The 26,116-nt window shown below is 59.7% G+C and carries 20 protein-coding genes and 2 pseudogenes; 5 read left to right on the forward strand and 17 right to left on the reverse strand.

Annotated features, from left to right (window positions below; translation table 11 throughout):
- Positions 1 to 570 precede the first annotated feature (570 nt).
- Complete coding sequence (locus AAFO90_RS12015) at positions 571 to 912, forward strand: type II toxin-antitoxin system RelE/ParE family toxin (RefSeq protein ID WP_347509566.1); 342 nt, start codon at positions 571 to 573, stop codon at positions 910 to 912.
- A complete protein-coding gene (locus AAFO90_RS12020) occupies positions 909 to 1,202 on the forward strand; it encodes a helix-turn-helix domain-containing protein (protein WP_064225043.1) in 294 nt (97 codons plus the stop codon). Before AAFO90_RS12015 ends, AAFO90_RS12020 begins: the two co-directional genes overlap by 4 nt.
- Before the next feature lie 8 nt (positions 1,203 to 1,210).
- On the opposite strand, the gene AAFO90_RS12025 is transcribed toward AAFO90_RS12020, so the two are convergent.
- From AAFO90_RS12025 to AAFO90_RS12095, 15 genes are all read right to left on the reverse strand, one after another.
- Positions 1,211 to 2,122 (reverse strand): DUF2493 domain-containing protein, encoded by a 912-nt coding sequence (locus AAFO90_RS12025; RefSeq protein ID WP_064225044.1) that lies wholly within the window; start codon positions 2,120 to 2,122, stop codon positions 1,211 to 1,213.
- A 298-nt stretch (positions 2,123 to 2,420) separates the two neighbouring features.
- Positions 2,421 to 3,467: a toprim domain-containing protein gene (locus tag AAFO90_RS12030; RefSeq protein WP_064225045.1), complete on the reverse strand. Its 1,047-nt coding sequence runs from the start codon at positions 3,465 to 3,467 to the stop codon at positions 2,421 to 2,423.
- The gene (locus tag AAFO90_RS12035; RefSeq protein ID WP_114512584.1) at positions 3,464 to 7,861 is read right to left on the reverse strand and encodes a strawberry notch-like NTP hydrolase domain-containing protein; all 4,398 of its coding nucleotides are present in this window, start codon (positions 7,859 to 7,861) and stop codon (positions 3,464 to 3,466) included. The genes AAFO90_RS12030 and AAFO90_RS12035 overlap by 4 nt, the downstream gene beginning before the upstream one ends.
- Positions 7,862 to 8,376: 515 nt before the next feature.
- Positions 8,377 to 9,006 (reverse strand): hypothetical protein, encoded by a 630-nt coding sequence (locus AAFO90_RS12040; protein WP_037931030.1) that lies wholly within the window; start codon positions 9,004 to 9,006, stop codon positions 8,377 to 8,379.
- A gap of 105 nt (positions 9,007 to 9,111) precedes the next feature.
- Entirely contained in the window at positions 9,112 to 9,588 is a 477-nt protein-coding gene (locus tag AAFO90_RS12045; RefSeq protein WP_037930962.1) for a hypothetical protein, read from the reverse strand.
- Position 9,589: 1 nt separating this feature from the next.
- Positions 9,590 to 9,973, reverse strand: a complete 384-nt coding sequence (locus AAFO90_RS12050) for a DUF6878 family protein (protein WP_009804230.1) — start codon at positions 9,971 to 9,973, stop codon at positions 9,590 to 9,592.
- Positions 9,974 to 10,053: 80 nt separating this feature from the next.
- Positions 10,054 to 10,350: a hypothetical protein gene (locus AAFO90_RS12055; RefSeq protein WP_009804229.1), complete on the reverse strand. Its 297-nt coding sequence runs from the start codon at positions 10,348 to 10,350 to the stop codon at positions 10,054 to 10,056.
- 116 nt (positions 10,351 to 10,466) lie between these two features.
- A complete protein-coding gene (locus AAFO90_RS12060) occupies positions 10,467 to 10,847 on the reverse strand; it encodes a DUF3768 domain-containing protein (protein ID WP_009804228.1) in 381 nt (126 codons plus the stop codon).
- 126 nt (positions 10,848 to 10,973) lie between these two features.
- Entirely contained in the window at positions 10,974 to 13,145 is a 2,172-nt protein-coding gene (locus tag AAFO90_RS12065; RefSeq protein ID WP_009804227.1) for a ParB/RepB/Spo0J family partition protein, read from the reverse strand.
- A gap of 149 nt (positions 13,146 to 13,294) precedes the next feature.
- The gene (locus tag AAFO90_RS12070) at positions 13,295 to 13,753 is read right to left on the reverse strand and encodes an acyl-CoA thioesterase (protein ID WP_007120589.1); all 459 of its coding nucleotides are present in this window, start codon (positions 13,751 to 13,753) and stop codon (positions 13,295 to 13,297) included.
- Positions 13,754 to 13,826: 73 nt separating this feature from the next.
- Entirely contained in the window at positions 13,827 to 14,708 is an 882-nt protein-coding gene (locus tag AAFO90_RS12075; RefSeq protein WP_227511477.1) for an AraC family transcriptional regulator, read from the reverse strand.
- 52 nt (positions 14,709 to 14,760) lie between these two features.
- Positions 14,761 to 15,963, reverse strand: a complete 1,203-nt coding sequence (locus AAFO90_RS12080; RefSeq protein ID WP_037930974.1) for a CoA transferase — start codon at positions 15,961 to 15,963, stop codon at positions 14,761 to 14,763.
- Positions 15,963 to 17,117, reverse strand: a complete 1,155-nt coding sequence (locus AAFO90_RS12085; RefSeq protein ID WP_037930977.1) for an iron-containing alcohol dehydrogenase — start codon at positions 17,115 to 17,117, stop codon at positions 15,963 to 15,965. The genes AAFO90_RS12080 and AAFO90_RS12085 overlap by 1 nt, the downstream gene beginning before the upstream one ends.
- Before the next feature lie 18 nt (positions 17,118 to 17,135).
- Positions 17,136 to 18,296 carry an acyl-CoA dehydrogenase family protein gene (locus tag AAFO90_RS12090; RefSeq protein ID WP_037930980.1) on the reverse strand — a complete coding sequence of 387 codons (1,161 nt, stop codon included), beginning with the start codon at positions 18,294 to 18,296 and terminating at the stop codon, positions 17,136 to 17,138.
- Positions 18,297 to 18,311: 15 nt separating this feature from the next.
- On the reverse strand, positions 18,312 to 19,106 hold the full coding sequence (locus AAFO90_RS12095) for an IclR family transcriptional regulator (protein ID WP_037930983.1): 795 nt from the start codon (positions 19,104 to 19,106) through the stop codon (positions 18,312 to 18,314).
- 171 nt (positions 19,107 to 19,277) lie between these two features.
- On the opposite strand from AAFO90_RS12095, the gene AAFO90_RS12100 reads away from it, so the two are divergent.
- Both AAFO90_RS12100 and AAFO90_RS12105 read left to right on the forward strand, forming a co-directional pair.
- The gene (locus AAFO90_RS12100) at positions 19,278 to 20,732 is read left to right on the forward strand and encodes an NAD-dependent succinate-semialdehyde dehydrogenase (protein WP_224769585.1); all 1,455 of its coding nucleotides are present in this window, start codon (positions 19,278 to 19,280) and stop codon (positions 20,730 to 20,732) included.
- Positions 20,733 to 20,740: 8 nt separating this feature from the next.
- The gene (locus AAFO90_RS12105; protein ID WP_037930989.1) at positions 20,741 to 22,780 is read left to right on the forward strand and encodes an FAD-dependent oxidoreductase; all 2,040 of its coding nucleotides are present in this window, start codon (positions 20,741 to 20,743) and stop codon (positions 22,778 to 22,780) included.
- On the opposite strand, the pseudogene AAFO90_RS12110 reads toward AAFO90_RS12105, so the two are convergent.
- Together AAFO90_RS12110 and AAFO90_RS12115 are read right to left on the reverse strand one after the other, a co-directional pair.
- Positions 22,753 to 23,516 (reverse strand): annotated as a pseudogene (locus AAFO90_RS12110) (IS5 family transposase). The gene AAFO90_RS12105 and the pseudogene AAFO90_RS12110 overlap by 28 nt on opposite strands.
- 324 nt (positions 23,517 to 23,840) lie before the next feature.
- A pseudogene (locus AAFO90_RS12115) lies at positions 23,841 to 24,868 on the reverse strand (IS110 family transposase).
- A gap of 287 nt (positions 24,869 to 25,155) precedes the next feature.
- On the opposite strand from AAFO90_RS12115, the gene AAFO90_RS12120 reads away from it, so the two are divergent.
- A complete protein-coding gene (locus tag AAFO90_RS12120) occupies positions 25,156 to 26,058 on the forward strand; it encodes an alpha/beta hydrolase (protein ID WP_017468330.1) in 903 nt (300 codons plus the stop codon).
- The last annotated feature ends 58 nt before the right edge of the window (positions 26,059 to 26,116 follow it).

Consider the following 26,116-nt stretch of genomic DNA (forward strand, 5'->3'; position numbering starts at 1 on the left):
CTCACGGGCATGCTGGCTGCGGGTGAGTTCGGTCCAGGCCATCGTGGTCTCCGTTCAGTGTCGTACCCGAACAGAAACACAACCTCCTGAACTCACTCAATTAGTTTCAAATCGGGCTCTCAGACACTCGGAGAAGTGCGGTAGCCACGAATGAAGGTGGATGAACAGCTAAGGAGAACCGCCAAAAGGTTTCAGAGCTATTTTCGAGACCGATCAGGAACAGGGCATACGTCGAACCTTAAATTCGCCAGTTCCCAGACCACTGGCCATTGCCGAGTTCCTGCCCACATGCACACTCATCTGTGGATCCTATGCGGCAGCACTCAAGCAGAACGAAGGCCTCCATGGCCATCTACGGAACTCGGCCATCTGTTCACGCGGCACGTCGATCAGGCGGATTCAAGCGACTGCAACCTTTCAGGCCTTCACGACAGCCCCCACAGCGTAAGCGCAGAAGCAAGGGTAACAGTGGCACAGGTCGGTTCACGCATCAGATGTCGTCTTGCCCTTTTCGAGCATAGGCTATACGTCATTGACACATACACCGCTGAAACCTATATGAGACTAAAGATGACACGATTGCAGACAGTGGTCGAACTGCCCGAATTCCAAAGACGGGCCAAGGCAATCATGTCCGACTTGGAACGCGAGGCTGCGATCGACTTCATTGCCACCAATCCGGAGGCTGGCGTCTCTCTTGGTGGCGGGTTGCGCAAGGTCCGCATCCCAAGAGAAGGGGGCGGCAAGAGTGGCGGCTTCAGGACGGTGTATGTTTTTGGCGGGAGCCATATGCCGATCTTCCTGATCACGGTTTTCGCCAAAAACGAGAAGGCCAACCTGTCGAAGACCGAACAGGCCGCCGCGGTAGAGATGAGCAAGGCGCTCGTCGCGAAATATGGAGACGCAACATGAGTGCATTTGAAACCGTATCCAAGGGCCTCGAAGAGGCTCTGGCCTTCGCGAATGGCGATTTGGCCGACGCCAAAGTGCATGAAGTTTCCGTGGCGGAGGTCGATGTCGCCGAAGTCCGGCAACGGACGGGCCTGTCCCAGGCCGAGTTTGCGAAGAGCATTGGCGTCGCGAAAGGTACGCTCCTGAACTGGGAACACGGGCGCCGGCACCCGACAGGCCCAGCACAGGTTCTGCTGGCATTGATCGCCAAGAAGCCTTCCGTCGTACAGGACCTCTTGCGCGGGGCGTGAACCGGGGCCTAAGCCCCGATCCTCTTGATGCGGATTCCGAGCTTGCGGGCCTTGTCGACGATGTTCTCGGTGATGCCCGAACCGGGCGTGGCAATCAGACCCTGTGGCATGGTTTCGAGCATCTTGTCGTTGCGCTTGAAGGGGGCGGCCTTGCCGTGGCTCTTCCAGTCGGGCTTGAAGACCACCTGGGTGATCCCACGGGTATCTGCCCAGCGGGCCGCGATCATCTCGGCGCCTTTGGGCGTGCCACCATGCAGCAGCACCATGTCGGGGTATTTCGCATGGGTGGCATCGAGGACGGACCAGATCAGATCGTAAGCCTGATAGTCCCCGCCTGAGAAAGCGATCCGCGTGCCTTCGGGGCAGTGCACCTCGGTCTCCTTGCGACGCTTGGCCGAGAGATAGGCCCGGCTGTCCACCACGGCGGAGGTGAGGCCGCGATGTGAGACCTTGGATCCGGTGCGGGGGAGCCAGGGCGAACCGGTGGCGGCCGAGAAGTGGTCTACGGCCAGATCGCGCATCTGCTCGAAGGCGTCGCGATGGTCCCAGAGCTTGAGCCCGATCATCTGGAGGCGCTCGAGTTCGACCGAGGCGACCTCGGAGCCGTCCTGTAGCCCCAAGCTTTCCCTGACCTCGAATTCGTTGTCGTCGAGAAGCTTCTGGATATGGGTGAGCCGACGATGGAAGATCGAGGTGAGGGACCAGAGCATCTCTTCGAGATTGTCTTCCAACTGGCTGCCAGTGAGGAGGCCGATGGTGGTGTCAAAGAGGGTCGCCATGGCGAGTTCGACTTCGTCGGGCTGGGGCAGGGGGCGGTGATCGGTCTCGCCGGGTCCCGGTGTTGCGCCGTGAAGTGCCAGGTGGTCGAGGATGCCGGAGGTCACGCCGGTCTCCTCTTGGATGTCTGTCTGATGGGGCATTGTCTGGTTCCTCTGTTTGATCTGACCCGATTTGGATGGGGCGATATCAGGACCGGCGGCGACCGGGCCGCATCCGTCAGGATCGGAGCGCAGCGGAGAATGCGCCCAAGGCCGGAAAATTGCTCCCGCGAGGAATGGCCCGAAGGGGCAGGGGAATTTTCTGGTTCGGGGGGCATTGCTGCCCGGGCGAGGGGCACTCTGCCCCGACCCGCCGGTCCATCGCTCCCCTTATCCAAACGGGATCAGATCGAACCCGCGGAACCTTTGCCCTGTCCGGCATCACCGGGGAGACTGGCGCTCATCCGTCCTCGATCTCCAGACCGTTTGCCTTCATGGCCCCTAACAGAGACCGGCGCAGCGCATCTCTGCCAAATGTCCGCAGATCATCGTTGAAATCGCCCAGTTCAGGGACGAGATAACCGCAGGAAATTCCTCGATATTCCAGTTGGTTACGCAATCTTATGGATGCATTGCGTCCGGCATCGTCATTGTCCCGCGCGATCCAGATGCGCTGAATCCCCGGCGATGGAATGAAGAGGCCGAGATGGGTGGCGGTGAGACAGGAGGCGAGGTCGAACTCCGGGAGAGCCGTTCCGATTGAGAGGGTGTTTTCGAGCCCTTCGCCGACGATGAGATCCGAGCGACCCGCGCCGGCCCAGAAGCGGATGGCATGGCCGTGCAGCTGCCCAAGGATCCGTTTGGGTCTCTCGATCGTGGCCAACCCGTCGGTAGACGGGTCGAGATAGACCCGCGCGCATCCGGTGATCTGGCCCCGTTTGTCGGTGATCTTTGCGAGCAGGGCAGGGGCCCTTCGCGGCTGATCGGGATCGTCCTCGCCCTGCCGCAGGAAGACTCGAGGGTGATAGCGCAGGGCAGGTCCAAGCCGTGTGATGCCGCGCCCCTGCAGATAGGTGGCGGCCGGGGTGCCAAGCACCGGCTTGCCAGCGGCAAAGAGCTTCCGCGCCCGCGCGATGCGTTTGGCGGAGGCTGCATCAGGGCGCTCAGCCCTTTGGGTGTCTCGAGGTGCGGCAGGGCAGGGGGCCTCGCCGAGAAAGGACCGGGCCTCCCTCAGCGTCTCCTTGAGCGTGACCGACCCAAGCCGTTCCTGCAGCAGGTCGATGAGATCGCCATATTCACCCGTCGCGAAATCTTGCCAGGATCCGGCCTTGCGCTCACCTTGAGCTTGCAGACGGATGGCGAGGCTTTGGCCCTTTGCACCGGACGTGTCGCCGACCTGCCAATAATTGCCCTGCTTACGACCCTCGGGGAAATACTGGCGGCAGAAACTCTCGGCACGGTCTGCCAGAGCGGCCGAGAGGTCTGCGATGCTGCGCCGCGCGCTCATGCGGCGACATCCGCTGCGCTGGCACCCACCGGGTGCTCAGCCAGAACCCGCGCCAGCACGTCAGTGCCATCCACTGGGATGAACACCCGAGTCTTCCACTGGATCACCTCGGCAAAACAACCCATCGCTTTCAGACGGGGCAGGGCCGCGCCCGACGCGCCGATCAGCTCAAGTCTCGGCTGTCCCATGACCAACGACCGGCGCAACTGGTAGCCGCCGAGGAGGTTCAGGGTCGTCCTGGCTTCCATCACCGCGCTGAGCACTTCCTGCGGCGACATCTCGATCTGACAATCGAGACCAAGGCGTGAATAGACATTCAGGAGCTGCTCCTGACTGACGAGACGGCCGATAGCGCGCTCCCCGTCCTCGGCCTGCAGGCGGTAAATGCGCATGTTGTCGGCAGGAAGCCGGTCCCAGATCGGCAGGAGGAGGCCGCAGATCAGCGTGATCTTCGATGTGGTGAACTGCGGCACCGCGTCGACCTCAGCCTGCCAGAGCTGTTCGAACATCGCATCGTCTATCTCTTCCCAGTGCGATTTCGAGAACTCGGTGAGGGCGAGGATCTCGGTCGCCATGGGCCGTAGCAGTTTCACCCGCAGGATCGGTACGCCATCCTCATCCATGAAGGCCGGCGCCTTCACCATCAGGGCCGCGCGTTTGGAGGTCTTGTTCCAATAGAGCGTCGCGCCTTTGTTATCAGCGCAGATGGCTTTCACGCGGGACAGGGTGAGCGGATCGTTTCGATCCGTACGCTCAACGGTCAGGGCGGTGGCCGTCGCCCCCGTCGCCTCATGTTCGAAGATCACCTTGCGGTCGACGATCTCGAATTTTTCGGCGCGCAGGGTCTCTAGCCCGACGTCCAGCGTGCCAGCCTGCCGTGCGTCCTCGATGATGGCCGAAAGTAACCCGCCGAAAGCCTCGAAGATCGCGTCCTGCATGTCGATCCGCAGTGCCAGACAGCGGTTCAGGAACTGCTGGATAGGCGGCAGATTCTCTTTCATCGTGCCATCCGCCTCATCGAGTGTCAGCCCGGTCATCTCCTGGAACCTGGCATATGAGCAGGCGTCGATCTTGCCCGCCCGCAGCTTGTAGAAGAACTGTCGCAGCGCCGCGCGTGCGTAGGGGCTCTCAAGATTGTCCTCGGCGCGGAACATGTTCTGGCCGCCGGTTTCGCGCTGCCCCTTGGTGATCGCCCCGAGCGTGTCGAGGCGGCGCGCGATGGTGGAGAGGAACCGTTTCTCACCCTTCACGTCTGTTGCGACGGGTCGAAACAGCGGCGGCAGCGCCTGATTGGTGCGGTTGGTGCGCCCGAGCCCCTGGATCGCATTGTCGGCCTTCCAGCCGGGCTCAAGGAGGTAATGCACCCGCAGGCGCTGGTTCTTGGCCCCGAGATCGGCATGATAGCTGCGCCCGGTGCCACCGGCATCGGAGAAGATCAGGATGCGCTTGGCATCATCCATGAAGGCCTGGGTTTCTCCGAGGTTGGAGGAAGCGGGACGCTTCTCGACCCTGAGCCGCCCCTCCCGCGTCTTCACGATGCGCCGTTTGCGCCCCGTGACCTCGGCCACAGCCTCCCCTCCGAAATGCCAAAGGATCTGGTCGAGGGCACCCTGTACTGGGGCGAGGGCACCGAGATGCTCGACAAGCTCGTCCCGCCGCCGCTCCGCCTCGCGGCAAATGATGTGATTGCCATCGCCATCGACGGCCGGGCGCGAGCGCAGATCCCCGCTCTCGTCGGTGTAAGGCTCGAAGAGCCGCGTCGGGAAGGAATGCATCAGGTAGTCCATGATGTTCTCGCGCGGCGTAAAATCGACCTGCAGATCATCCCACTCCGAAGGCGGGATCTCTTCGAGACGCCGTTCCATCACCGCCTCGCTGGTCGACACCACCTGGATCACCGCCGAATGACCGGCCGCCAGGTCTGCCTCGATCGAACGGATCAGAGAGGGGCATTTCATGGCGGTGATGAGGTGGTTGAAGAAGCGCTGCTTGTTGCTCTCAAACGCCGAGCGCGCGGCGGATTTCGCCTGGGGGTTCAAGGTGCCGGTATCAGACGAAATGCCAGAGGCTTGTAGGGCAGCCTCAAGGTTGGTGTGGATGATCTGGTAGGCATCAGCGTAGCTGTCGTAGATCGCGACCTGGGCGGGCGTCAGCTCATGGACCAGCATCTCGTATTCGACCCCGGCATAGGAGAGGGACCGCGCGAGATAGAGCCCAAGCGCCTTCAGGTCGCGCGAGATCATCTCCATGGCGGCGATGCCCCCGGCCTCCATCGCGGCGACAAATTCTGCCCGCGTCACGAAGGGGAAATCTCCCGTGCCCCAGAGACCGAGGCGCGAAGCATAGGCAAGATTGCCAACGACCGTCGCCCCGGTGGCCGAGACATAGAGTACGCGGGCGTCGGGCACGGCGTTTTGCAGCGCGAGGCCCGCAAGGCCTTGTTGAGAGGCCTTTTTGTCGCCGCGGTCGGACTTTTCGCCGGCGGCATTGGCCATGGCGTGGCTTTCATCAAAAGCGATGACCCCGTCGAACCCCTCGCCGAGCCAGGAGGTCACTTGCTCGAGGCGGGCAGCCTTGCCCTCACGTTCAGCCGAGCGCAGCGTGGCGTAGGTAACGAAGAGGATGCCCTCGGGCAGGCGTATGTCGCTGCCTTGGCGGAATTTTGAGAGCGGCACGATATCGCTTTCACGCCCGCCGAGCGCCATCCAGTCGCGTCGCGCATCCTCGATGAGCTTGTCGCTTTTTGAGACCCAGACCGCCCTGCGACGCCCCTGCAGCCAGTTGTCGAGAATGATACCCGCGACCTGTCGCCCTTTACCGCATCCAGTGCCATCACCGAGGAACCAGCCCTTGCGCAGGCGGAAGGCGCCTTCGTCACCCTCAGCCGCTGCAATCAGTTGGCCTTCGATCTCGCCACGCTTGAACAAGCCTTTGAGATGCGTCTCGTGTGCATTGCCCGCGTAGATCACGCTTTCGAGCTGCGGCGCAGAGAGGAGACCGTCTCGAACGAGGGTCTTCGGCAGAACGGGGCGGTAGCTCGGCACGGGCGGCGGCACCGAGGCCATGGCGGCGGATTGCACAAGTGCTGTCGGATGCTCCGCCGCGCCGTCGATCCGGATCGCCTGCAGGTCATAGACCTCGTAGACCGTGTCCTGCAACGTGCCATAGGGTTCGCTCCAGGCTTTTGGCAAGTAGTCGAGCGGGGCCGTCTCGATGTCGTCGAACGGATGCTTCGCGCGTTCCTCGGCGAGCGCACGGGTTTCTTTGCGTGCTGCGTTGCGCAGGGCGTGGAGGTTGGTGCGGGTCGGCTGAGACGGGACCGAAAGGGCCGATGTGGTGGGGCAGGGCGGGGGGCTGCGGCGTTCCGGGCAATGGGCGAGTACTACGGAGAGAAGATCACTCGTGGTCGCGCAGATCGGATGATAGGCGGCGTCAATATCAGCCGGTGCGGTCTCTTCAGCACCAGCCGCGCGCTTATCGATTACCGTCAACCGCGTGTCGATCGTGGTGCCATGCCGTGCGAAGACCTTGCCGTCGATGGGGGCCGAAAACACGACATCGGCGCTCTGGCCGATCCGCTGAAATGTCGACTGGAAGGATTTCAAAGAGGGACGGAAGCTTTCGCCGGTGATGACGACAAGCCGCCCACCAGGCGCGAGGCGTGCCAGGGCGGAAAGCACATGCTGACTGGTCGCTTGCCTAAACCGGCCCTCGACATGGTTGGCAGCGGAAAACGGCGGGTTCATCACCACGACCGAGGGCGTGATCGAGCGATCAAGACGATCGTCGATCGAGGCAGCATCGTGGTCAGATACGGCGGCATCGGGGAACAACTGCCCCAGTAGGGCGCGGCGCGTGTCGGCAAGTTCATTCAGCGCCAACCGTGCACCAGCGATCTTTGCAAAGATGGCCAGCATGCCCGTGCCCGTCGACGGCTCGAGCATCAGGTCGTCGTCCCGAAACCCGGCGGCCTGCGCGACGATGGCCGCGAGGGGCAAAGGCGTGGAAAACTGTTGCAGACGGATACTGTCTTCGGAGCGGCGCGTGTGAGACGGGGCCAGAGCCGTGAAACGTTCGATCATGGTGAGGAAGGCCTGCGGCGACAGTGCCTGACGCTGCATCAGCGCGCCGTAGCGCGAGAGTATAAGGATTTGGGCGACCTCGGCCGCCTCATAGGCGTCTTTCCAGACCCAGGCACCACTTGTGTCACTGGCACCGCAAGCATCTTCCATCGCGGCGCGAAGTGCGGCGGCGTCGATGGACCTGCCTGCCTCGAAAACGGGGACGAGGATTTTCGCAGCCTGCATCAGGTTTTGGGCGAAGCGTGGGGCATCCGGCAGGGCAGGGGCTTCGGGCTCGGTTGCAAGTTGGACGGAATGGGGGTGAGCGTTCATCGGCAATCTCCGGGGTTGAGGGTTGGCCCCGAGCCCCGCGTGCACTCTCTCACCCGGGAGGGGTCACCCCTCCCGCCCTGTCTCTCACTCTTTCATGGCCTCGAAAACTGAAGTCTTGGCAGCGAAAACTTATCCACAAAATCTGGGGATGACGCTGTGGGCGTTGTCGCGCAAACCCATGCCAGGCTGCTGGGACACGGCCGTGCCTGCATTTTGGGCACCTCCAGCGAAACGGACCCGACACACAGCAAGCTCGGGGACCGAATGGTCAACGAGGAGAAATCGCAAGAGCTCAGAATGGGGATCTGCAAATAAAAAGGCGACATCCGGGAGGAGGTGGATGCCGCCGATTATTCCGGATCGGCTCAGGGAGGAGGAGAGAACCGATCACAAGAGCGAACATAGGAGCAATGCTGCAGTCGCACAATGGGCGGGCTATGACTTTTCTGCAATGCAGCAATGCATGTCCGCGATCGGGTGCTGCCCATAGTTCCGGTGTGTGGCGGCGAGTTATTCTATGGATATGCGGTCAATGCACCGGTCGCGGGTGGCGCATGGGGATCGGACCGAGGAACGGCATTCCGCGCCTCCGGCAAACAATGCGTCTCATAGGCGCCAACAAACCCCCAGCAAGCGTCGATCTCCTCGCCACCCTGTTCGACGATGTAACCATAGACACGCCCACCAAGGTAAGAATCGTAGTCGGCGGTCTCACCACGTAAGATGTCTACAGCCTGTTCGCGCAGGGCCTTGGTCACGCGTTTTACACCGAATTCCTTTCGGACCGCTTCGAGCGTCACGTAGACGTAACCGACCTGCCCAGAATCCCACGGGCAGTGGAACCCGACGGTGTTCATCGCGAGACCGGAATGGTCATAGAGAAACACAGGCAGAATGATTGCCTTCCGCTCGGCGCGGTCCCGCAGACGATCCATCGAGAGATCGCTCTGATCCGAGACGCCCGCAAGATCGCGCAGGAACGCCTCAGGGCTGTCGTACTGATGGCTGTCACCCAGCCGATAGCGGCGGTGCCAGCAGATCAGCGTACCGAGGTTGCACCACTCTCGTGGGTCCTCAGCGTCGGGGTCGTGGTAGATCTTGATCGTGTGGCCCTGGTGGACCTCCTCGTAGACGGGATCTTGCATGTCCATGTCCTTTCTCGAAACGCAATCGACCCGCCAAGCCGGTTGTGGCGCAGGCGGGTCGATCTGGATGGGATCAGATGGTTGGTGAGTTTGCCGCCCGGCGGATCAGGCGGCGGCGCGATTCTGGCGATGCTGGACGTGCTCGACAGAGACCTTGAGAAGCCAATCCTCAAAGCCAAGAATGGTCTGGTGACCCGCAACCGCCTGGACCCAGGCCGCACGCGGATCGCTGCCGATCTGCGTCGGGTCGTTGTCGATCCGGCCATTGGCCATCCACGGTTCGGGTTGTATGCGTCCGAGCCAGTCAGCCAGTGACGGGATACGCCCCTGGCAGTCTTCGCGCACATGCTGCTCGCCGATCCAGCGGATCGGAACGACCCGGCCCGCGCTGTTGATCAGGCTGCGACCGAACACCCGCTCGGCATCATAAATCCCGACCGTATGATGTTTTTGGGCTCTGTGAACAAAGAGACCTAGGTGCTCTTTAGATGAGTCAAACCAGTCATGCACATGTTGGTAATCATCTGGAACACCGCCAAATCTACGGGCCGAGCTTTCGGCGTGGTGGAGAGGATGTGCCATGTCAGAGCCCCTCATGTTCTGTGGTGTCGGTCTCGATGAAGCGGTTCGAGTGGCTGACATCGATCTTGTCCGTCTCGAGCGCCCAGGTCAATTCGCCATAGCCGCCCTCGTTGTTTTCGAAGCCAGGGCTCAGCGCATAGGCAAAGTCCCAGCCGAAATCTTCGACCCGTCGCCGCAGCTCTTCTGTCAGGGTAATCGTGTCAGGCGTCACGACGACCTCCTCGACATTGCCGGAATCGCCATAGCCTTCATATTGCACGTCGAGGCCGGTCACGCCGAGGCCGCGCAGTTCGGTGAGAAGCGCCGCGCGGGTCTCGACCCGCTGTTCGGCTGCCCGTCTCTGGGCTTCGAGCATCTGCGCGTAGAAATCATTTGCTTGTGTCATATCTTCGGTCCTTTGGAATTGAGGGAGGGTGAGGGCGACCGTCTTGCAGGCCGCGCCCCGGAGGTTTCCTTTGGGGGGCTTCAGGCCGCAGCGTCGCCGCGTTTCTCAGCCGTCCGGTCAACCAGGTTGAAATACAAATTCTCGGTCGCGCGCTTGAACCCCGGCGGTTTGCGCGGAGCGAGGCAGCGCACCGAGGCGCTGCAGCTCTCGCCGTGCTCCATCGCGAACTGCGTCACTTGGTCGATCAGATCATCCATGCCCGCGGCCTCGATGCGCTTTTCGGGGTAGTTCGCCAGCATCTGGAACTGGGTGACGACGAAGGCGCCATCGCGATGTGCGGGATAGAGGGTGATCTGGTAGTCGAGTGTCTTGGCCATCTCTGGTCTCCTGCGGCAGGCCGGACACGATCATCGCGCCCCTTGGAACCCGCCAGCCCGAAAGGACCGCCCTTTGTGCAAGGGCGATCCGTGGCGATGTCGGTGAAAAAGGGGCGTCAGTATTCCGACGGCAGAAGCAGGGTCAGGACCCGGCGCGTCTGATCAGGATCGGAGGGCTCAGGCGAGCCATAGGTGTAGTCGACGTCGTACAGGTCGATCTTGAACCAGACCTTCGTGCCGTCGAGGTCGATGACGCCCATCTCGTGCCATCCTTGCGGGTCGCTGTCAGCGTTGAACGCGTCAAATGAAGCCACGCTGCGGGTGAGAGCAAGCTGGGCATCGGGCCCAAGCGCTGCAACGCCACGGGTCATCACGAACTGGCCCTGCGGGGCATCGGTGACGAGGATATTGCCAAGGATAGAGCGACGAAAGGCGTCATTCTGCGAAGCGACGAGTGCGGCTTCCTTAACGGGATCGAGGTCAAGTGTGGTGGTCATGGGATATCTCCGGGACGGGCCCGCCGATCCGATATCGGCTGTTGGTAACCCGTCAGCCGGAAAGGGCCGCCCTCGATGTGAGGACGGCCCAAGGCTCATGTCGTGATCAGGTCAGCGTGCGGCTCGTCAAGCCGCATCCTCGCTGAGGAAGGCGGGCAAGGACGACGGTTCATCGCTCTCGGCGTCGCTCAGAGAATCTTCGGCGGACACATCCCCCTCCTCGGTCTCCGGCGCTTCGCCTGCCATGTCGGCAACAGCCTCCGCCGCACCGGCAAACACCATCCCGTCGGGCAGCCAGCGCGTCGTCCTGACAACCGTTGCGGCGTCGAACCCTTCCGTCTCGCCGGCCGTTTCCGCGAAGGCCCGCTCCATCGCGGCCGCGATATCGCCCTTACGCTCGCGATTGCGATCTTCGGCGTAATCGTCGCCAATGAGCTTGCGCGCGGTAGCGACCGCATGCCCCTTGTTGACCCGACCCCAGTAATTCTGAGCAGTCGGGCGCCAGCAGGCCGCCACATCGACGTCAAGACGCGCGCCGATCTCCTCGATGATCGGGGAGGGGCGATTGTCGGAGGAAAGCTGCGGCTTGACTGCCAGACCCGTCGCCCAGGCGAAAAGCGCCTGCTTGGCGGCAATGGGCAGCGCCGACATCGCCCGGAAGTTTTCGGGCTTCTCCAGCGTAATCCAGTCGGTGGCGAGGCCCTGCTCCAGCGCCTCGAGCATCTTCTGGGCAACAGTATCCGAATGCAGCACCTCGCGGTTCTGCGCCTGGAAGGGCCGGATCGAGATATCGAGCGCCTCGTTGTTGTAGGACCGCCCCAGAGCCTGCTCGCAGAGCGCGTAGAGCATCGCATCGAACGCCACCTCGAAATCCGCCGCCAGATGCGCCCGAAGGATATGCTGACGCGTCGCGCGCAGATCGTCGGCGAGGCTCGCCGAAATCCCGTTCGCCTTGCGCAAGGTCGCGGCCGGGTCGGAGGTGGGCACCGGTGTCGAGGAGGTTGGCGGCGTCACGTTCGGGCGGACAGGAGACGGGGCATCACCCGCGTCAGCACTATTTTCGCTCGGGACGACCGCAGCGGGGATATCTTCTGGCCGCACGAGGCCTTTCTCGACACGCAGCGCGCCGTCATGACCGATGGTCAGAACCACGCCCGCGATGGCACGATCTTCGTCCGCGTAAGGCTGCCGTTCGCGTTGCAGGGCCTCGATCTCGCGCAGGCGCGGCTCGATGGCATAATATTCTTCCGTCTCCGCGTCCGTCCAGTCCTCGCCGTCATTCTTCGCCGCCAGTTCTTCCTCGCGCGCAATGAGACGTTCTTCTTCGGTGAGCAGGTCCGGATCGGGGTCGATGTCCTGCGGATAGACCCGCCCGAAGCTGCGAAACGCGCCGTAATCCACCGAGAGATGCACCTCGACCCATTTCCACGTTCCCTCGAAGGTTTTCGCCGCAGCCTGCAGCTTTTCGATGGCGAGACGCTCTAGGAGTTCGGGGTTCTCCATATGGGCGCTGGCGCGGTCGTCGAAGAGATCGCGCAGCAGAACACCACCCGCCGCCTCATAGGCCTCAATGCCGACAAAGCGCCCGATGGCCGAGTTCGCCGAATGGGCGGTCTCGGTAAGATGGCGTTTGATGCTTTGCGGATGGATGTGATAGCCGCCCTTCACTGCGTTCCAGACCGCCAGCTGGCGATCATGGTCGTCGGTCAGTGTGAAAGCCATCACGCATTCAAGGGTCAGATCACCCGCGCGGAACTGCTCGATGATCTCGGGCGCGACACGGGCGAGTTTGAGGCGGCGGCGCACCAGGTCGACGGAGACGCCGAATTTGAGCGCGATCTCGTCTTCGCTGCGGCCCTCGGCGATCATCGCCTCAAAAGCCTCGAACTGGTCGGCGGGGTGCATCGCCGCGCGCTGGAGGTTTTCAGTTGCAGAAGTAAGGATGGCGTTGCGCTTATCATCGACGAGGCAGGGCACGGGGTGATCGGCGGGGATGACGCTGTCCTCAGCGAGCTGCTTCAGCGCCTTGAGGCGACGACCGCCGGCATCGACTGCAAAACGTGTCTCTGACAGCGCATGAACCACCAGATTCTGTTTAATTCCGGTCTCGCGGATACTGACGAGGAGCTCAGCATCGTCGCTGGCGCTGGCCGCAACTTTTCGAACGTTGAGCGGGCTCGGCTCCAACTGGTCGAGCGGGATCATCCGGATGTCGGTCCCGCCGCCAGGCACGGACAACTCAGTGGCTTCGGTTTTCTTCGCAGTGGCGGGTTTCGGGCGGGTTGTGGTCTTGGCCATGGTCAGGGTCCTTGTCACGCCGGACCCGGAAGAGCCTCTCTCTATCCTTTCAAGCCCGGCACCCGGGCTTCCCTTTCTCTGGCTTTTTCTTGTGTTCCCTTACATGAGATCGTTTTGCACAGGCTTTGCTGTCTCCAAAGCCTACAGGCCTAGCTCACTGTTTGATTTTCCGAACCCACTTCCGCGAGCAAAATCTGCCGAATTGAGCTTTCAATTTTGACTTTACCAAATGTTGAAGCATCTCGGAAAACTGACTTCGTTTCGCATTCGAAGCAAATCAAGTCATGCTGACGGCCGACAACTTTTAGACCAACTGAACTTTCCCCGACATGGACCACATAGACCTCGCATGCTAGGTTCGCGCCTGCTTTCACCGGCGCATGGAATTGTAGGTCCATAGAGACAAAAGGCATGGCCGTGTTTCTTTCCGTGAGTAGAAAAAGCCAGCCCCGGCCTGAAAGCAAATCGTCCCAGAAAGTCTCGATCGCTTCCAGCGCGAAATTCGTAATCCGGCCAGTAAAGGCGATTCCCAGCTGGTCACAGTCGCCAAAGAAAATCCTGCGTTCGAAGGCAAATCGTGGTTTAAATTCTGTTTCTGGTACATTCATTGCAGCGTTACGGGCTCAACATTTCTTTGTCTCTGGTGCGTGACAGCGATAGGAAGGAATAGTTTTCCGGTCATTATGCCATGCGCCGGAATTCGGCGGGGGTCGCGCCTGTCATTTTTCGAAAAGTTCGACTAAAATGACTCTGATCTGCAAAACCGCAGTCAAGCGCGACCACTTTCAGGGGGGCATTACCCTTTCTCAGCATCTCCTGGGCCTTCGATATTCGCTTGCGCAAAACATATGCATACGGTGCCAACCCAAACTCCGCCTTGAACTGACGCGAAAAGTGAAACTGGCTGAAACCGATAGATGCGGCCATGTCTTCCAGACTGAGGTTTTCACCTAAGCAGCTTTCAACGAGATCGATGATTCTCTGCCTTTGAGCAGGGCTGAAGTTCGAGTTTGCGTCGCTGGTCAAAGAGACCTTGGCGTACTGACGCAGAAGGTGAACGGCGATCTGGCTGCGCAGGGCGTCGATGATCAATCTCTGGCCGATTCCACCGTTCTTTAGCTCATTCTCTAGCAATTGGATGCAGTTCAGGATACAGGGGTCCTTCGCAGATAGCCAATCATTGATCTCAATGGACTTCGGGTCACGATCAAAGACCGAAAGGGCCGTGTTTTCGAGTTCGCTGTGATTGAGATAGACGTGTCTAACCGTGATAGGCTCGGACCAACTCCAAGTGGATTCCTCTGCACGCGTGAGCAAGGAAATCCTACCTTTCTCTACGCGCGCGCTTTGCCATGGGCCGCCACTCGTGCGGCGCATAGTGGTTGGCGCGCCATCATATGCAACAATCATATAGTCGCGCATGGGGGGAATTGCCGCGTCTTGTCGCTCATAACGATAGCCCTTCAGGGTAATGCCGTTCCAGTTGCACCCGGAACTGTCCAACGTAGTCGTGCCGGGAATCCATTCGGGTATCCGGTCCGGTGATATGAGCAATCTTTCCATCTTGGCCTCCCTGAACTTTTTCACGATCGTCCGCTTGAGCTGAAATTTCGGCTTAGGTCGTCTCGCGCATCCGCGGTTCTTCTCGAACGATATCCGCTTGAGTCAATCTATCGATTTCAGCTTCTGTCAGTCCAGCCTCGCTAAGCAACTGCCTACTATGCTGCCCGAAGCGAGGCGGTGCCGCGCGAACCGCTCCGGGGGTACGCGACAAGCGTGCTGGCACGCCGGTGCCGCGGTAGGTGCCAACTGATACCACCATTCCGCGATGTCGGGTGTGTGGATGCTCCAACGCTTCATTCACATTCCGAACGACTCCGGCGGGAATCCCAGCTTTCAAAAGCACCGGCTCAAGTTTGAAGGCGTCATGTTGCACCAGGCACTCTGACAAGACCTCTGTCATCTCTGACCGATGCGCAAGACGCGCGGCATTGTCGGCAAATCGTGGATCGCAGGGCACCTCAGGTAGGCCAAGCACGTCACAGAGTTTTGCGAACTGACCATTGTTACCGATAGCCAGATAGAGTTTGCCATTACTTGTTTCGAACATGTCGTATGGTACGATATTTGGATGCCCATTGCCGGTCGCCATTGGTATCTGTCCGGACATGAGGGAATTAGCCGCTTGGGGATGCATCATGCTGATCGCGCAATCATATAGCGGCACTTCGATGGCTTGGCCCAATCCGGACCGGCCCCGTTCCAAAAGTGCGGCGAGAATAGCGTTACAGGCGATCAGACCGGTGCCGATGTCCACGATGGGCGTACCCATGCGTGTCGGGCCTTCGGAGGGATTGCCGTTGATGCTCATGAGGCCCGTCATAGCTTGTACCACGGCGTCATAGCCGGGAAAACCGCCAAGTGGGCCATCGGAACCAAATCCAGTCACGTGGCAGAGTACCAGTCTAGGAAAACGTGCCCTGAGAACATCATCATAACCAAGCCCCCATTTTTCAAGAGTACCAGACTTAAAATTGTGAACTAAAACATCTGCATCCTGAAGAAACCGCAATATCAGGTCGCGCCCTTCCGGTTGCTGCAGATCGATAGCGATGGACCGCTTGTTGCGGTTGGCGCCAGAGAAATAGGCGCTGAGTTCATCATTGAAAGGCGGGCCCCAACTGCGGGTCTCGTCGCCCAGAGGCGGCTCCACCTTGATGACCTCAGCGCCATGATCCGCAAGCATTTGGGTGCAGTAAGGCCCGCCCAGCACGCGGCTGAGGTCGACCACCTTGATCCCGTCCAATGAGCCAGCCATCAAAGCGCCTCCTGATAGAGGCGCGACACATCTTCGGCTGTCATGTCGCGCGGGTTGGTCTCCAGCAATCGCGTGATACCGGTCACGACCTCATTAGCCATTCCGGGAATGGCTGCCTCGGTCACTCCGACACCAGAAAGTCGAGACTCAAGTCCGCTTTCGACTAGCATCCGTTCCATCTCGTCGATCAGGCCATGGGCCGCAGCCGCATCAGAGTTAAAAGGCCGCGAGGGCAGTAGTAACCGCGATAGACGAGCATATTCAGCTTCTGCAACGGGCATGTTGAACCTCATCACTGGTCCTGCGACCAGAGCGTTTGCGTGCCCGTGAGGAACCTTGAAACCTGTTCCCAGTGGGTATGACAAGGCATGAATCGCCCCCACGCTGGCATTAATGAAGGCCATCCCAGCCAGTGTCGCCCCCAACAGCATGGCCTCTCGCGCTGACAGGTCCGAAGGCGTTTCCATGACGATTGGTAAGTTCTGACCGAGAAGCACCAGCGCTTTGTCCGCCATTCCATCGGAAATGGGATTCTTTCTGGTGCGACTGGTTACTGCCTCAATGGCGTGAACCATTGCGTCTAACGCCGTGGCCGCTGTGATGTGACGAGGCATTCCCAATGTTAGCTTTGCATCTAGCAAGGCAACGTCAGGCAGAAGCTGCGGTGCATATACCGCTTTTTTTTCGTGGCTTTCCGAAGTCAGCACGGACACCCATGTTACCTCTGATCCGGTCCCTGCCGTGGTTGGCACCTGAATCAGTGGCAAGCGTTTATCGGTGACCTGATTGATCCCGATCATGTCCGTAATCGGTTGATCGTTGGCTACCGCCGCTGCGATGACCTTGGCAGTGTCCAGTGAACTGCCGCCGCCAAGTCCGATGATTCCGTCAGCACCAAAGGCCCGCGCGACCTCTACCGCGGCCTCGACGACAGCGATCGGGGGGTCCGCTTTGACTTTATGAAAAATCTCAACCTCGATGCCAGCAGCCCTAAGTGAGGCGGCTGCCTCGTCCGCAAAACCACAGGCCAATATGCCCGGGTCCGTCACGACCAGCGCACGGGTGCAAGACAAATCTTGCATCAGGCTGCCGATCCGGCCAAGCCCACCGCTCTCGCAGACGATCCTCGGGGTGGAAAGGAAATTGAAGTCCATAGTTTGTCTTCGCTCCTGTTAAGCTGCTGCAGTGCGGATCATATTCCGCGCGATCAGTATTTGCTGAATCTGGGTTGTCCCCTCGTAGATGCGGAAGAGACGCACATCGCGATAGAAGCGCTCGACCGCATATTCGGCCATGTATCCTGCACCGCCGTGGATTTGCACTGCGCGATCGGCCACTCGACCTACCATCTCACTGGCAAACATCTTGCAGCAGGCAGCATCAGTCGACACGTTCTGACCAGCGTCCTTGCGGCGTGCTGTTTCTTCGATCATGCAACGCGCTGCGAAGGCCTCGGCGCGACTGTCAGCCAGCATGGCTTGGATCAGTTGCTTTTCAGCGATGGGTTCACCGAATTGTTTGCGTTCAATCGCATAGGATAGGCTGTCACGGATCAGCCGTTCGGCGGCGCCCACACAGACGGCAGAAATATGCAGTCGGCCCCGATCAAGGACTTTCATTGCCGTTTTGAAGCCCTTGTTCAGACGGTCCGGCCCGCCGATGATGTTCGAGGCAGGCACGCGGACATTGTCAAGGATGACGTCGCATGTGTGCGAACCCTTCTGCCCCATCTTCCTGTCAGGCTGGCCAAGCGTTATGCCCGGCGTCCCTGCCTCGACGAGAAAAGCGCTTACGCCGGCAGAACCTTTCACCTCTGGACTGGTCCGGGCAAAAACCGTGAATAGATCGGCACGCGGCGCATTGGTAATGTAGCGCTTCGTGCCGTTCAGTAGGAAATCGTTTCCATCACGCCGCGCAGTGGTGCGCAGACCGCCAGCATCCGAACCAGCATCTGGCTCGGTTAGGGCGAAGGATGCGATCATATCTCCGGAGGCGAGAGCTGGTAGATACTTCGCCTTCTGCTCGTCGGTTCCATCGATGATGATTCCCTGCGAGCCGATCCCGTTGTTTGTGCCAACTAGCGACCGGAACGCAGGCGAAGCCTGGCCAAGAACGAAAGCGGCTTGCACTTCCTCTATCATCGACAAGCCAAGCCCGCCGAAATCCTCCGGGATCGACATGCCGAAAAGGCCCATCGTGCGGATTTCATCGACCAGCATAGGCGGAATCACATCTTCATCGGCGACGCGATCCTCGTAAGGGATTAGTCGCTCTTTCACGAAGCGGTCGAGCGCGTCGAGAAACTGGGAAAGGGTATCTGTATCAAGGGCCATTATGCTCTCTATTGTTCAGGGTGCGACCGCCGCAACGCGGCGGACAAGATCGACAAGGCGGTGCGCGACGTCGCTTTCGATCCAATCGCGCGTAAGGGTTTGCGAAGGACCGCCGCAGTTGAAGGCAATGATGGGTGAGCCGTCCGTCGGCACGAAGGGCACTGCTACTGCGTTCACATCACGCTTCCACTCCGTGAAGGACGTGCAATAACCGTACTGTTGGTAGTCTTCGATAGCTGCTTCGATTCCGGGCTGCACATTCGGCCAGTTGTCACCCTCATGTTCCTCCACAAGGGCCAGAATTCTGGCCTGCTCATCCGGGCCGTGTGCCGCTATGCAGGCGCGACCAACCGCGGTAGTGGCCAGTTTAATATGGGCACCAACCTCAATCGCCAGCGTGACGGCGTTGGTGCCCTTGCACCGCTCTAGATAGACCATCGATAGTCGGTCACGACTGGCCATGGCCGCCGGCATACCTGTGTAATCGGCTAATTCCTGCATAAAGGGCTTTGCGAGTTGCCGCAGCGGAATCCCTGCAAGGCAGGAGAAACCCAGCGAAAGCACTGGAGGGGCCAGTCGATAGCGTGCTGTATCCGGATCGTAGCTGAGGTATTCCAGCTTGTTCAGTGTATAGGCCAGCCTTGAGACCGTCGATCTGCTCAGGCCAGTGCGCTCGGCCAACTCACCATTCCCCAGAGCTTCCCCTTCCCGCCGAAAGGCCCGCAACAGCTCCAAGCCGCGCGCCAACGCCGTGACAAAATCGCGGTCCTGTCTCTCGGCGTCCTTGGTGCGGTCTTTCCTTGGTCTCACGACATCCCTCCTCGGGAAGAATTATGCGTCTTGAAACACATCTAAACGATCGATAACGTCCGCGTCAATACTGTGGTAAACTTTTCCGCTATGCGGAAAACTAAAGTCGTCCATCTGGTCCCCTTCGTGCCGGATCCTGCGGATGACACAACTGAGCGAGGGCATAACGCCATGAAAGAAATGAATTATCCGACCATCCAGCACCTCATCGGACGGGACTGGATCGCTTCTCCCACGCCGGAGGATCGTGCAGTCATAAACCCTGCAAACGGGCAAACTATCGGACAGATTCCGCAGGCTAGCGCCGCAGATCTGGACCATGCGGTTCACTCGGCCGAATCAGCTTTTCGCCGATGGAAAAACAGCTCTCCCATGGAACGAAGTGCAATTTTGCGACGGTTTGCCGACCTGCTGCGCCAAAATGACAGACTGATCGCTGGCTGGATCACTCTCGATGAAGGCAAGCCGCTGGCTGAGGCCTTGGCTGAGGTCCGCGCCTCAGCTGACCACGTCGACTGGCACGCCGAGGAATGTCGGCGCATTTATGGGCGCATCATTCCATCGCGCAGCCCGGGGGTACAGCAGCTTGTCGTGCGCGAACCGATAGGCGTCTGCCTTGCCATCACGCCTTGGAATTTTCCGCTGAGCCAAGCGGTACGCAAGGTCGCGGCGGCGCTTGCGTCAGGTTGCACGATGATCTTGAAAGCCCCGGCAGAGGCTCCGGCGGGCTGCATGGCAATTGCGCGCTATCTGCTGGATGCAGGCTTGCCCGAAGGCTGTCTGAACCTTGTCTGGGGTAATGCGGCCTTCATTTCGGAAACTCTTATTGCGCGCCCCGAGGTGCGCAAGATCACCTTCACCGGTTCGGTCGAGGTGGGCAAGCATCTGGCAGAATTGGCTGGCCGCCACATGAAGCGGGCGACGATGGAACTCGGCGGTCACGCGCCCGTATTGGTGTTCGACGACGCCGATGCCACGGCCGCGGCGCGCGCCTTGGCGGGCAACAAGCTGCGCAATGCAGGCCAGGTGTGCATCGCCCCAACCCGGTTTTACGTACAACAAGGCATCTACGACCGATTTCTGTCCGAGCTAGTTTCAGCATTTGAGAGCGTAAAGGTGGGCGATGGTTTAACCGAGGGCACACAGATGGGGCCATTGTGTCATCGCGGACGCGTGAATGCGATGGAAAAGCTCGTCGAGGATGCCCGCGAAAACGGTGCACGGGTGTTGACGGGAGGCAAAAGGGTTGGGAATCATGGTAACTTCTATGCCCCGACAGTCGTCGATACGCCCAACGACGACATCGACTTGATGCGCGAAGAACCCTTCGGCCCGATTGCTGTCGTCTCGTCTTTTCGTGAAATAGAGGACGGACTGTCGCGGGCCAACGGGCTACCCTTCGGGCTGGCGTCCTATGTCTTTACCAATTCGTTGGAGCGTGCAGATAAAGCAGCTGCGGGTTTGCAGGCAGGTATGGTAAGCATCAACCAGTTCGGCCTGGCTCTGCCCGAGACTCCGTTTGGCGGCGTAAGAGACAGCGGCTATGGGACTGAAGGCGGGACAGAAACCTTCGAAGGCTATCTCAATACCAAATTTATCTCGCGCAATCGAGCGCCAGTGCTGTGAGGATGCCCATGCCTGTTGAATTAAGCTTCTCAAATGGCGCAGCAATTCTGACCATAGACAATTCGCCGCTTAACCTAATCAACGCGGAGGTTCGGGCTGGAATACAACAATGTATCTTCCAAGTCCTCGAAACTGGCGCTACCAGGCTGATTATCACCGGCGCAGGAACGACGTTCGTCGCGGGCGCGGATGCGAAGGAATTCGGACAGTTGCCTGTTGATCCACAACTAAATGACGTGCTGTTGCAACTTGCGCACCTTCCGATTCCGACTATCGCAGCCATCAACGGGGCTGCGCTTGGTGGGGGACTAGAGATTGCTCTGGCTTGCTGCTATCGCATCGCCTCAACTTCTACCAAACTGGGCCTGCCAGAGGTAAACTTGGGGATCGTGCCTGGCGCAGGGGGAACCCAAAGACTGCCGCGACTTATCGGTATTGAAGCTGCGCTTGACATGATCGTCACCGGGAAGGCTGTTTCCGCCGAGCAGGCACTGAAAATAGGACTGATCCAGCTGCTAGCCGATGACCCGCTTGGCGCGGCCATAGCTCTCGATGACGCTGTTCTAGAGGCGGCACAGGCACCCGACAATCTTCCTTCACCAATGCCAAACCACTTCGCAGCGGAAGTCGCCCGCGCGCAGGTAGCGCGGCGTATGCCTGGCCAGAATGCCCCGCATGTTGCGGTGGACCTGGTCGCGGCCAGCGCGATGACGCCGCTGCACGACGCACTGGCCAGCGAGCGCGCTGCGTTTTTGGACCTTCGTGCCTCGGATCAGGCGCGGGCCCTTAGGCACGTTTTCTTCACCGAGCGTACCGCAACCAACAAGGGGCGCACCTACCCCCGACCTTCCCGAGATGCTGAAACCGCCATCGTGGTCGGTGGTGGTAATATGGGAGCAGCTATTGCGTACACGCTAGCGACCGCAGGGATCTCGGTGACTGTCGTCGAACGCAGTGCCTCGTCCGCAGAGTGGGCCAGAGAAAACCTGCAAAAGCTGATTGATCAGGGTATCAGTCGCGGCATTCTGTCCCCCGATGCGGGAAAGGCGGTTGAGGACCGGCTGGTTACGGTCTCAGGCTATGACGCTCTGCCACCAACCGATCTAGCAATCGAGGCGGCCTTCGAGGATTTTGCGGTCAAGAGCGCGATCTTGACCGAACTCGAAGGTGCTCTGCCGCCCGAGACGATTATTGCCACAAACACATCCTATCTCGATGTAAATCGGCTTTCTGATGGGTTGAAGCACCCAGCACGCTTTGTAGGGATTCATTTCTTCAGTCCTGCGCATATTATGAAGCTTCTGGAAGTCGTCAGGAGCGACCGAACGTCAGACGATACATTAGGTGCAGCATTTGTGCTGGCGCGCAGGCTTGGTAAAATCCCGGTACTGTCTGGTGTTTGCGATGGCTTCATCGGAAACCGAATTTTGTCTAGCTACCGTCACGCCGCTAATCGCCTTCTGGTGAAGGGGGCTATTGTCGACGAGATCGACGCGGCTATGCGCGGATTCGGTATGGCGATGGGTCCATATGCTGCACAGGACATGTCGGGGCTGGACATCGCCTACGCGAATATCCGTCGCAAGGCCGCTGCAGAAGGGAACTGCTGTGGTCACATGCCCTTGGTCGAGCGGCTGGTCGAAAAGCACAAACGCCTAGGACGCAAATCGGGCGCCGGATGGTACGACTATGGGCCGGACGGCAAACCCTCACCTTCGGAGCTGGTCGCTAGCGAAATACTCCGTGTCTCAGAAGAAATGAACTTCACTCGCCGGGAGTTCTCAGCTGACGAAATCGTAGAAAGGCTCTTGCTCGCAATGGTGGCGGAAGCCTGCGATATCCTTGACGAAGGCGTCGCAGAAAAACCGCAAGACATCGACCTAGTAATGATTCACGGCTACGGATTTCCCCGCTGGCGGGGAGGCCTGATGCACCACGCCAAAAATATCGGCAAGGATCGGTTGGCCGCGCTGTTTAGCGCGCTTGTCAAAGAGGACCCTTGCGACTGGAGGGTGCCTCGTTATTTAGAAAGGGTTTTCGCGACCTGACGGTCAAAGTCCCGCGCCATAAGGCGCTGCCCCAGCAACTTAACACAGTGCATCTTCGTCTCGACGCGGCTTAGGCGGTGATGGTCTTCCAAGACTTTGCGTTCTTACCTGGTGGGATAACGGCGTGGACGCCACGGTCCGCAATCGCGTCCTGGCATTTTCGTGTGTCATACGCACCGTCAGCCGTGACACTGCTGGTCTGCCGGGATCTGTTCAAGAAGGTTGGGTAACACTGGAGCGTCACCGATGTGGCTCCCGGTGATCTGAACAGCGCGCACTTCCAACGTTTGCTCGTCGATCCCGAGGTGGATCTTGCGCCAGACCCGTCGCTTGGGGCCGCCATGCTTGCGGGCATGCCACTCACCTTCAAGCTTGATCCCCGTGCTGTCCACCAACAAGTGCAACGGCCCTTTGGAGCCGCGATACGGGATGTTCACGGCCAGGGTCTTCTGGCGCCGGGACAGGGTGCTGAAGTCGAGCACCGTCCAGTCGAGACCGATCAGCCGCAACAGGCTCTCGACGAACCCGGTCGCCTGTCGCAAGGCCATGCCGAACAGGACCTTCATCGAAAGACAGGTCTGGGTCGCGGCGTCGCTGTAACTCTTCTGCCTGTCGGCACGGCCTCCCAGCTCATCTCGGGGTCAAACCAGATCGTCAGCGAGCCACGGCGCTTGAGCGCTTCGTTATAAGCGGGCCAGTTCATGGTCTTGTATGTCGGGGTTGTCGGTCTGCTCATGCACCTCAGCTACCACGCTGGATTCATAAGATGAGTCCGACACGGGATTTGTGCATGCATGCCCCCATTGGTGCAAGTGATTTTTTGAACGGCGCGAGCGTGTGATCGGGTGCGGTCATGTATCAGGCCTCTGTGTGCGGCGCTGATGTAACCGCGGGCCGGTATGGCGATGCGCGGACCAGAGGCATATCAACAAACCGAGCTCGGTGGCTCCTGCACAAATGCTGCTTTCTCTGACCCGGATCTGATCGATCCTTTGCCCTTACTTTTCAGTGACCTCCTCACACTCCCAACTTACCGGGACGTCGTGGCATGCCGTCTTCGCTATGCCATCGCCGCCACCGGATTCCGGTAATCCTCTTGTTTCATTATGATGGCCCAGAGGCCACGCGCCATCTTGTTGGCCAGCGCAATCGCGGCGACCCATGCGCGGCTTGCGGGTTAGTAGGCGTTTCAGCCAGCCATTATTCGGTGTGTCAAACCGCTCGACAGCCTGGAGGACAGCCATAGCGCCAGAGACCAAGAGTGTCCGGAGTCGCGCTGTCGCATCTTCGAGGTCTTCCCGAGCCGGGCTTTGCCGCCCGTCGAGTGCTGCTTCGGCACAAGCCCAAGCCAGGCGGCAAAATCGCACCCGCGCCGGAAGGTGGCCAGGTCACGGGCAAATGTCTCGATCGCAAGCGCCGTGACAGGAACCACGCCCGGCATGGTTTGTGTTCGGCGCACCAAGTCGGCTTTCTTGGCGGCACATCGCATCTTCGCGTCAAGCTCTGCAACACGCGTATTCAGCCCCTCAATCTGCCCCAGATACATCCGGCCGAGGTCACGAACCTCAGCATGCAGCGCGGTGTCATCACCTGCGATTGCGTCCGCGAGTCGCTTGAGATGGGCAGGCCCGCGGGCCGCGACCAATCCGTGTTCGGCGAGGTGGCCGCGTAAAGCGTTGATCATCTGGGGGCGCTGGCCGACAAACATCTGCCGCGTGCGAAACAGCATGGCACGGGCCTGCTGATCTTCCGTCTTCACTGCGAAAAAGCGCATGGTTGGACGCAATGCAGCCTCCAAGATGGCCTCTGCATCGGTCGCATCATTCTTCTGGCGTTTGACGAACGGCTTCACATAGACCGGCGGTATCAACCGCACGTCGCACCCCAGCTTCTCAAATTCGCGGCCCCAGCCATACGCCGTGGCCACGCCTCCATGGCGATCATGCATTTGGGTTGCTGTGCCACGAACGCGAGAAACTGGCCTCGTGAAAGCTTTTTGCGAAACGCGACTGACCCATCATTGTACGCACCATGCAACTGGATAACGCGCTTTGCCAAGTCGACACCGATAATTTTAATTTCGGACATAGATGCTCCTTCCTTCTGTGATGGCTTTTAACGCTCATCATAGTGGCACATTGCGATGCCGTCGGGAGGGGGTATCCACGCCATCAACAGAGCCTAGTAACGGGCATATCTGCCTCACGACAGGCTGAGCACGATCATACTATTTCCAAAGCAGGATTGTTCAATACATGGCGCATTTTTCGCCCTTACTCTGAGATAATTGGCGTATGCCGTTGACCGTTTGACGTCTTCGAGATTGGCGACGTCAGTTGGTGGCTTTGCCAAATGTTATGCTTGGGAGGATAAACATGGAAATCAGTAGAGAAGCCGATACGCTGCGGGCGCTTTATCAGAATTGGACCGATCAGATGGTCGAGAACCCAGACCTGACGATCGCGAACCTGCGCAGCATGTTCGATGAATGGGGGCAGCCCGCACTAGAGCCGGAAAACGTTAGCTACAAAAGCGATCATGTCGGAGGAGTTGAGGCTATCTGGGCCCTACCAGCCGGGGCAGATACCTCGCGTGTAATTGTTTACACTCATGGTGGCGGCTTTGCCGTCGGCTCAGCCGATAGTCATCGAAAAATGGCAGGGCACCTCGCTAAGGTGCTTGGGGTTACGTCGGTGATCCTGCACTATCGGCGCGCACCCGAGCACCCATTTCCGGCGCAGATCGAAGATGCAGTAGCCGCATACAAAGCGCTGCTGGATAAGGGTTTCAAGGCAAGAAATATTCTGACGGCTGGCGACAGTGCTGGCGGCAATCTTGCCATCGCCAGCGTGCTGAAGTTACGCGAACTTGGGTTGCCACTGCCCGGAGCGGTCATCGCCTATTCGCCCTGGCTCGACATGGCGATGCGCGGGGAAACACTGGAAACCAACGCGGAAACCGATGCGCTAGTCGGCAAACCGATCCTCGAAGCGATGGCGGGGATGTTCCTCGGTGAAGGCACGGATCCGCTTAATCCGTTGGCCAACCCGCTGGAGAACGATTTCACCGGTTACCCGCCGCTCTATATCAATGCCGGAGGGGCCGAGACGCTTAAGAGCGATGCCGAACGGTTGCACGAAAAGGCCAAGGCACAGGGCGTAAACGTGACCCTGTCTATCGTCGAAGGCATGCAGCATGTCTTTCCCGCGCTTTCGGGACGCGCGCCCGAGGCAAACGAGGAACTTGGTCGCATCGCCGCATGGTATCGGGCCCTCTGAGACCTGTACTCGCACTGCATTGCGGTGCGGTGCGAGACAAACCCCTACGAAACATTCA

The organism is Phaeobacter sp. CAU 1743 (assembly GCF_039839315.1).
GTDB classification, from domain to species: Bacteria; Pseudomonadota; Alphaproteobacteria; order Rhodobacterales; family Rhodobacteraceae; genus Phycobacter; species Phycobacter gallaeciensis_A.

Bases quoted from the DNA above. Each gene is read 5' to 3' on its own strand.
- AAFO90_RS12065 (WP_009804227.1), bottom strand. From the start codon at position 13,145: ATGGCCAAGACCACAACCCGCCCGAAACCCGCCACTGCGAAGAAAACC.
- AAFO90_RS12025 (WP_064225044.1), bottom strand. From the start codon at position 2,122: ATGCCCCATCAGACAGACATCCAAGAGGAGACCGGCGTGACCTCCGGC.
- AAFO90_RS12040 (WP_037931030.1), bottom strand. From the start codon at position 9,006: ATGCAAGATCCCGTCTACGAGGAGGTCCACCAGGGCCACACGATCAAG.
- AAFO90_RS12045 (WP_037930962.1), bottom strand. From the start codon at position 9,588: ATGGCACATCCTCTCCACCACGCCGAAAGCTCGGCCCGTAGATTTGGC.
- AAFO90_RS12085 (WP_037930977.1), bottom strand. From the start codon at position 17,117: ATGGACTTCAATTTCCTTTCCACCCCGAGGATCGTCTGCGAGAGCGGT.
- AAFO90_RS12030 (WP_064225045.1), bottom strand. From the start codon at position 3,467: ATGAGCGCGCGGCGCAGCATCGCAGACCTCTCGGCCGCTCTGGCAGAC.
- AAFO90_RS12105 (WP_037930989.1), top strand. From the start codon at position 20,741: ATGCCTGTTGAATTAAGCTTCTCAAATGGCGCAGCAATTCTGACCATA.
- AAFO90_RS12050 (WP_009804230.1), bottom strand. From the start codon at position 9,973: ATGACACAAGCAAATGATTTCTACGCGCAGATGCTCGAAGCCCAGAGA.
- AAFO90_RS12100 (WP_224769585.1), top strand. From the start codon at position 19,278: ATGAAAGAAATGAATTATCCGACCATCCAGCACCTCATCGGACGGGAC.
- AAFO90_RS12055 (WP_009804229.1), bottom strand. From the start codon at position 10,350: ATGGCCAAGACACTCGACTACCAGATCACCCTCTATCCCGCACATCGC.
- AAFO90_RS12075 (WP_227511477.1), bottom strand. From the start codon at position 14,708: ATGGAAAGATTGCTCATATCACCGGACCGGATACCCGAATGGATTCCC.
- AAFO90_RS12120 (WP_017468330.1), top strand. From the start codon at position 25,156: ATGGAAATCAGTAGAGAAGCCGATACGCTGCGGGCGCTTTATCAGAAT.
- AAFO90_RS12060 (WP_009804228.1), bottom strand. From the start codon at position 10,847: ATGACCACCACACTTGACCTCGATCCCGTTAAGGAAGCCGCACTCGTC.
- AAFO90_RS12080 (WP_037930974.1), bottom strand. From the start codon at position 15,963: ATGGCTGGCTCATTGGACGGGATCAAGGTGGTCGACCTCAGCCGCGTG.
- AAFO90_RS12090 (WP_037930980.1), bottom strand. From the start codon at position 18,296: ATGGCCCTTGATACAGATACCCTTTCCCAGTTTCTCGACGCGCTCGAC.
- AAFO90_RS12020 (WP_064225043.1), top strand. From the start codon at position 909: ATGAGTGCATTTGAAACCGTATCCAAGGGCCTCGAAGAGGCTCTGGCC.
- AAFO90_RS12035 (WP_114512584.1), bottom strand. From the start codon at position 7,861: ATGAACGCTCACCCCCATTCCGTCCAACTTGCAACCGAGCCCGAAGCC.
- AAFO90_RS12070 (WP_007120589.1), bottom strand. From the start codon at position 13,753: ATGAATGTACCAGAAACAGAATTTAAACCACGATTTGCCTTCGAACGC.
- AAFO90_RS12015 (WP_347509566.1), top strand. From the start codon at position 571: ATGACACGATTGCAGACAGTGGTCGAACTGCCCGAATTCCAAAGACGG.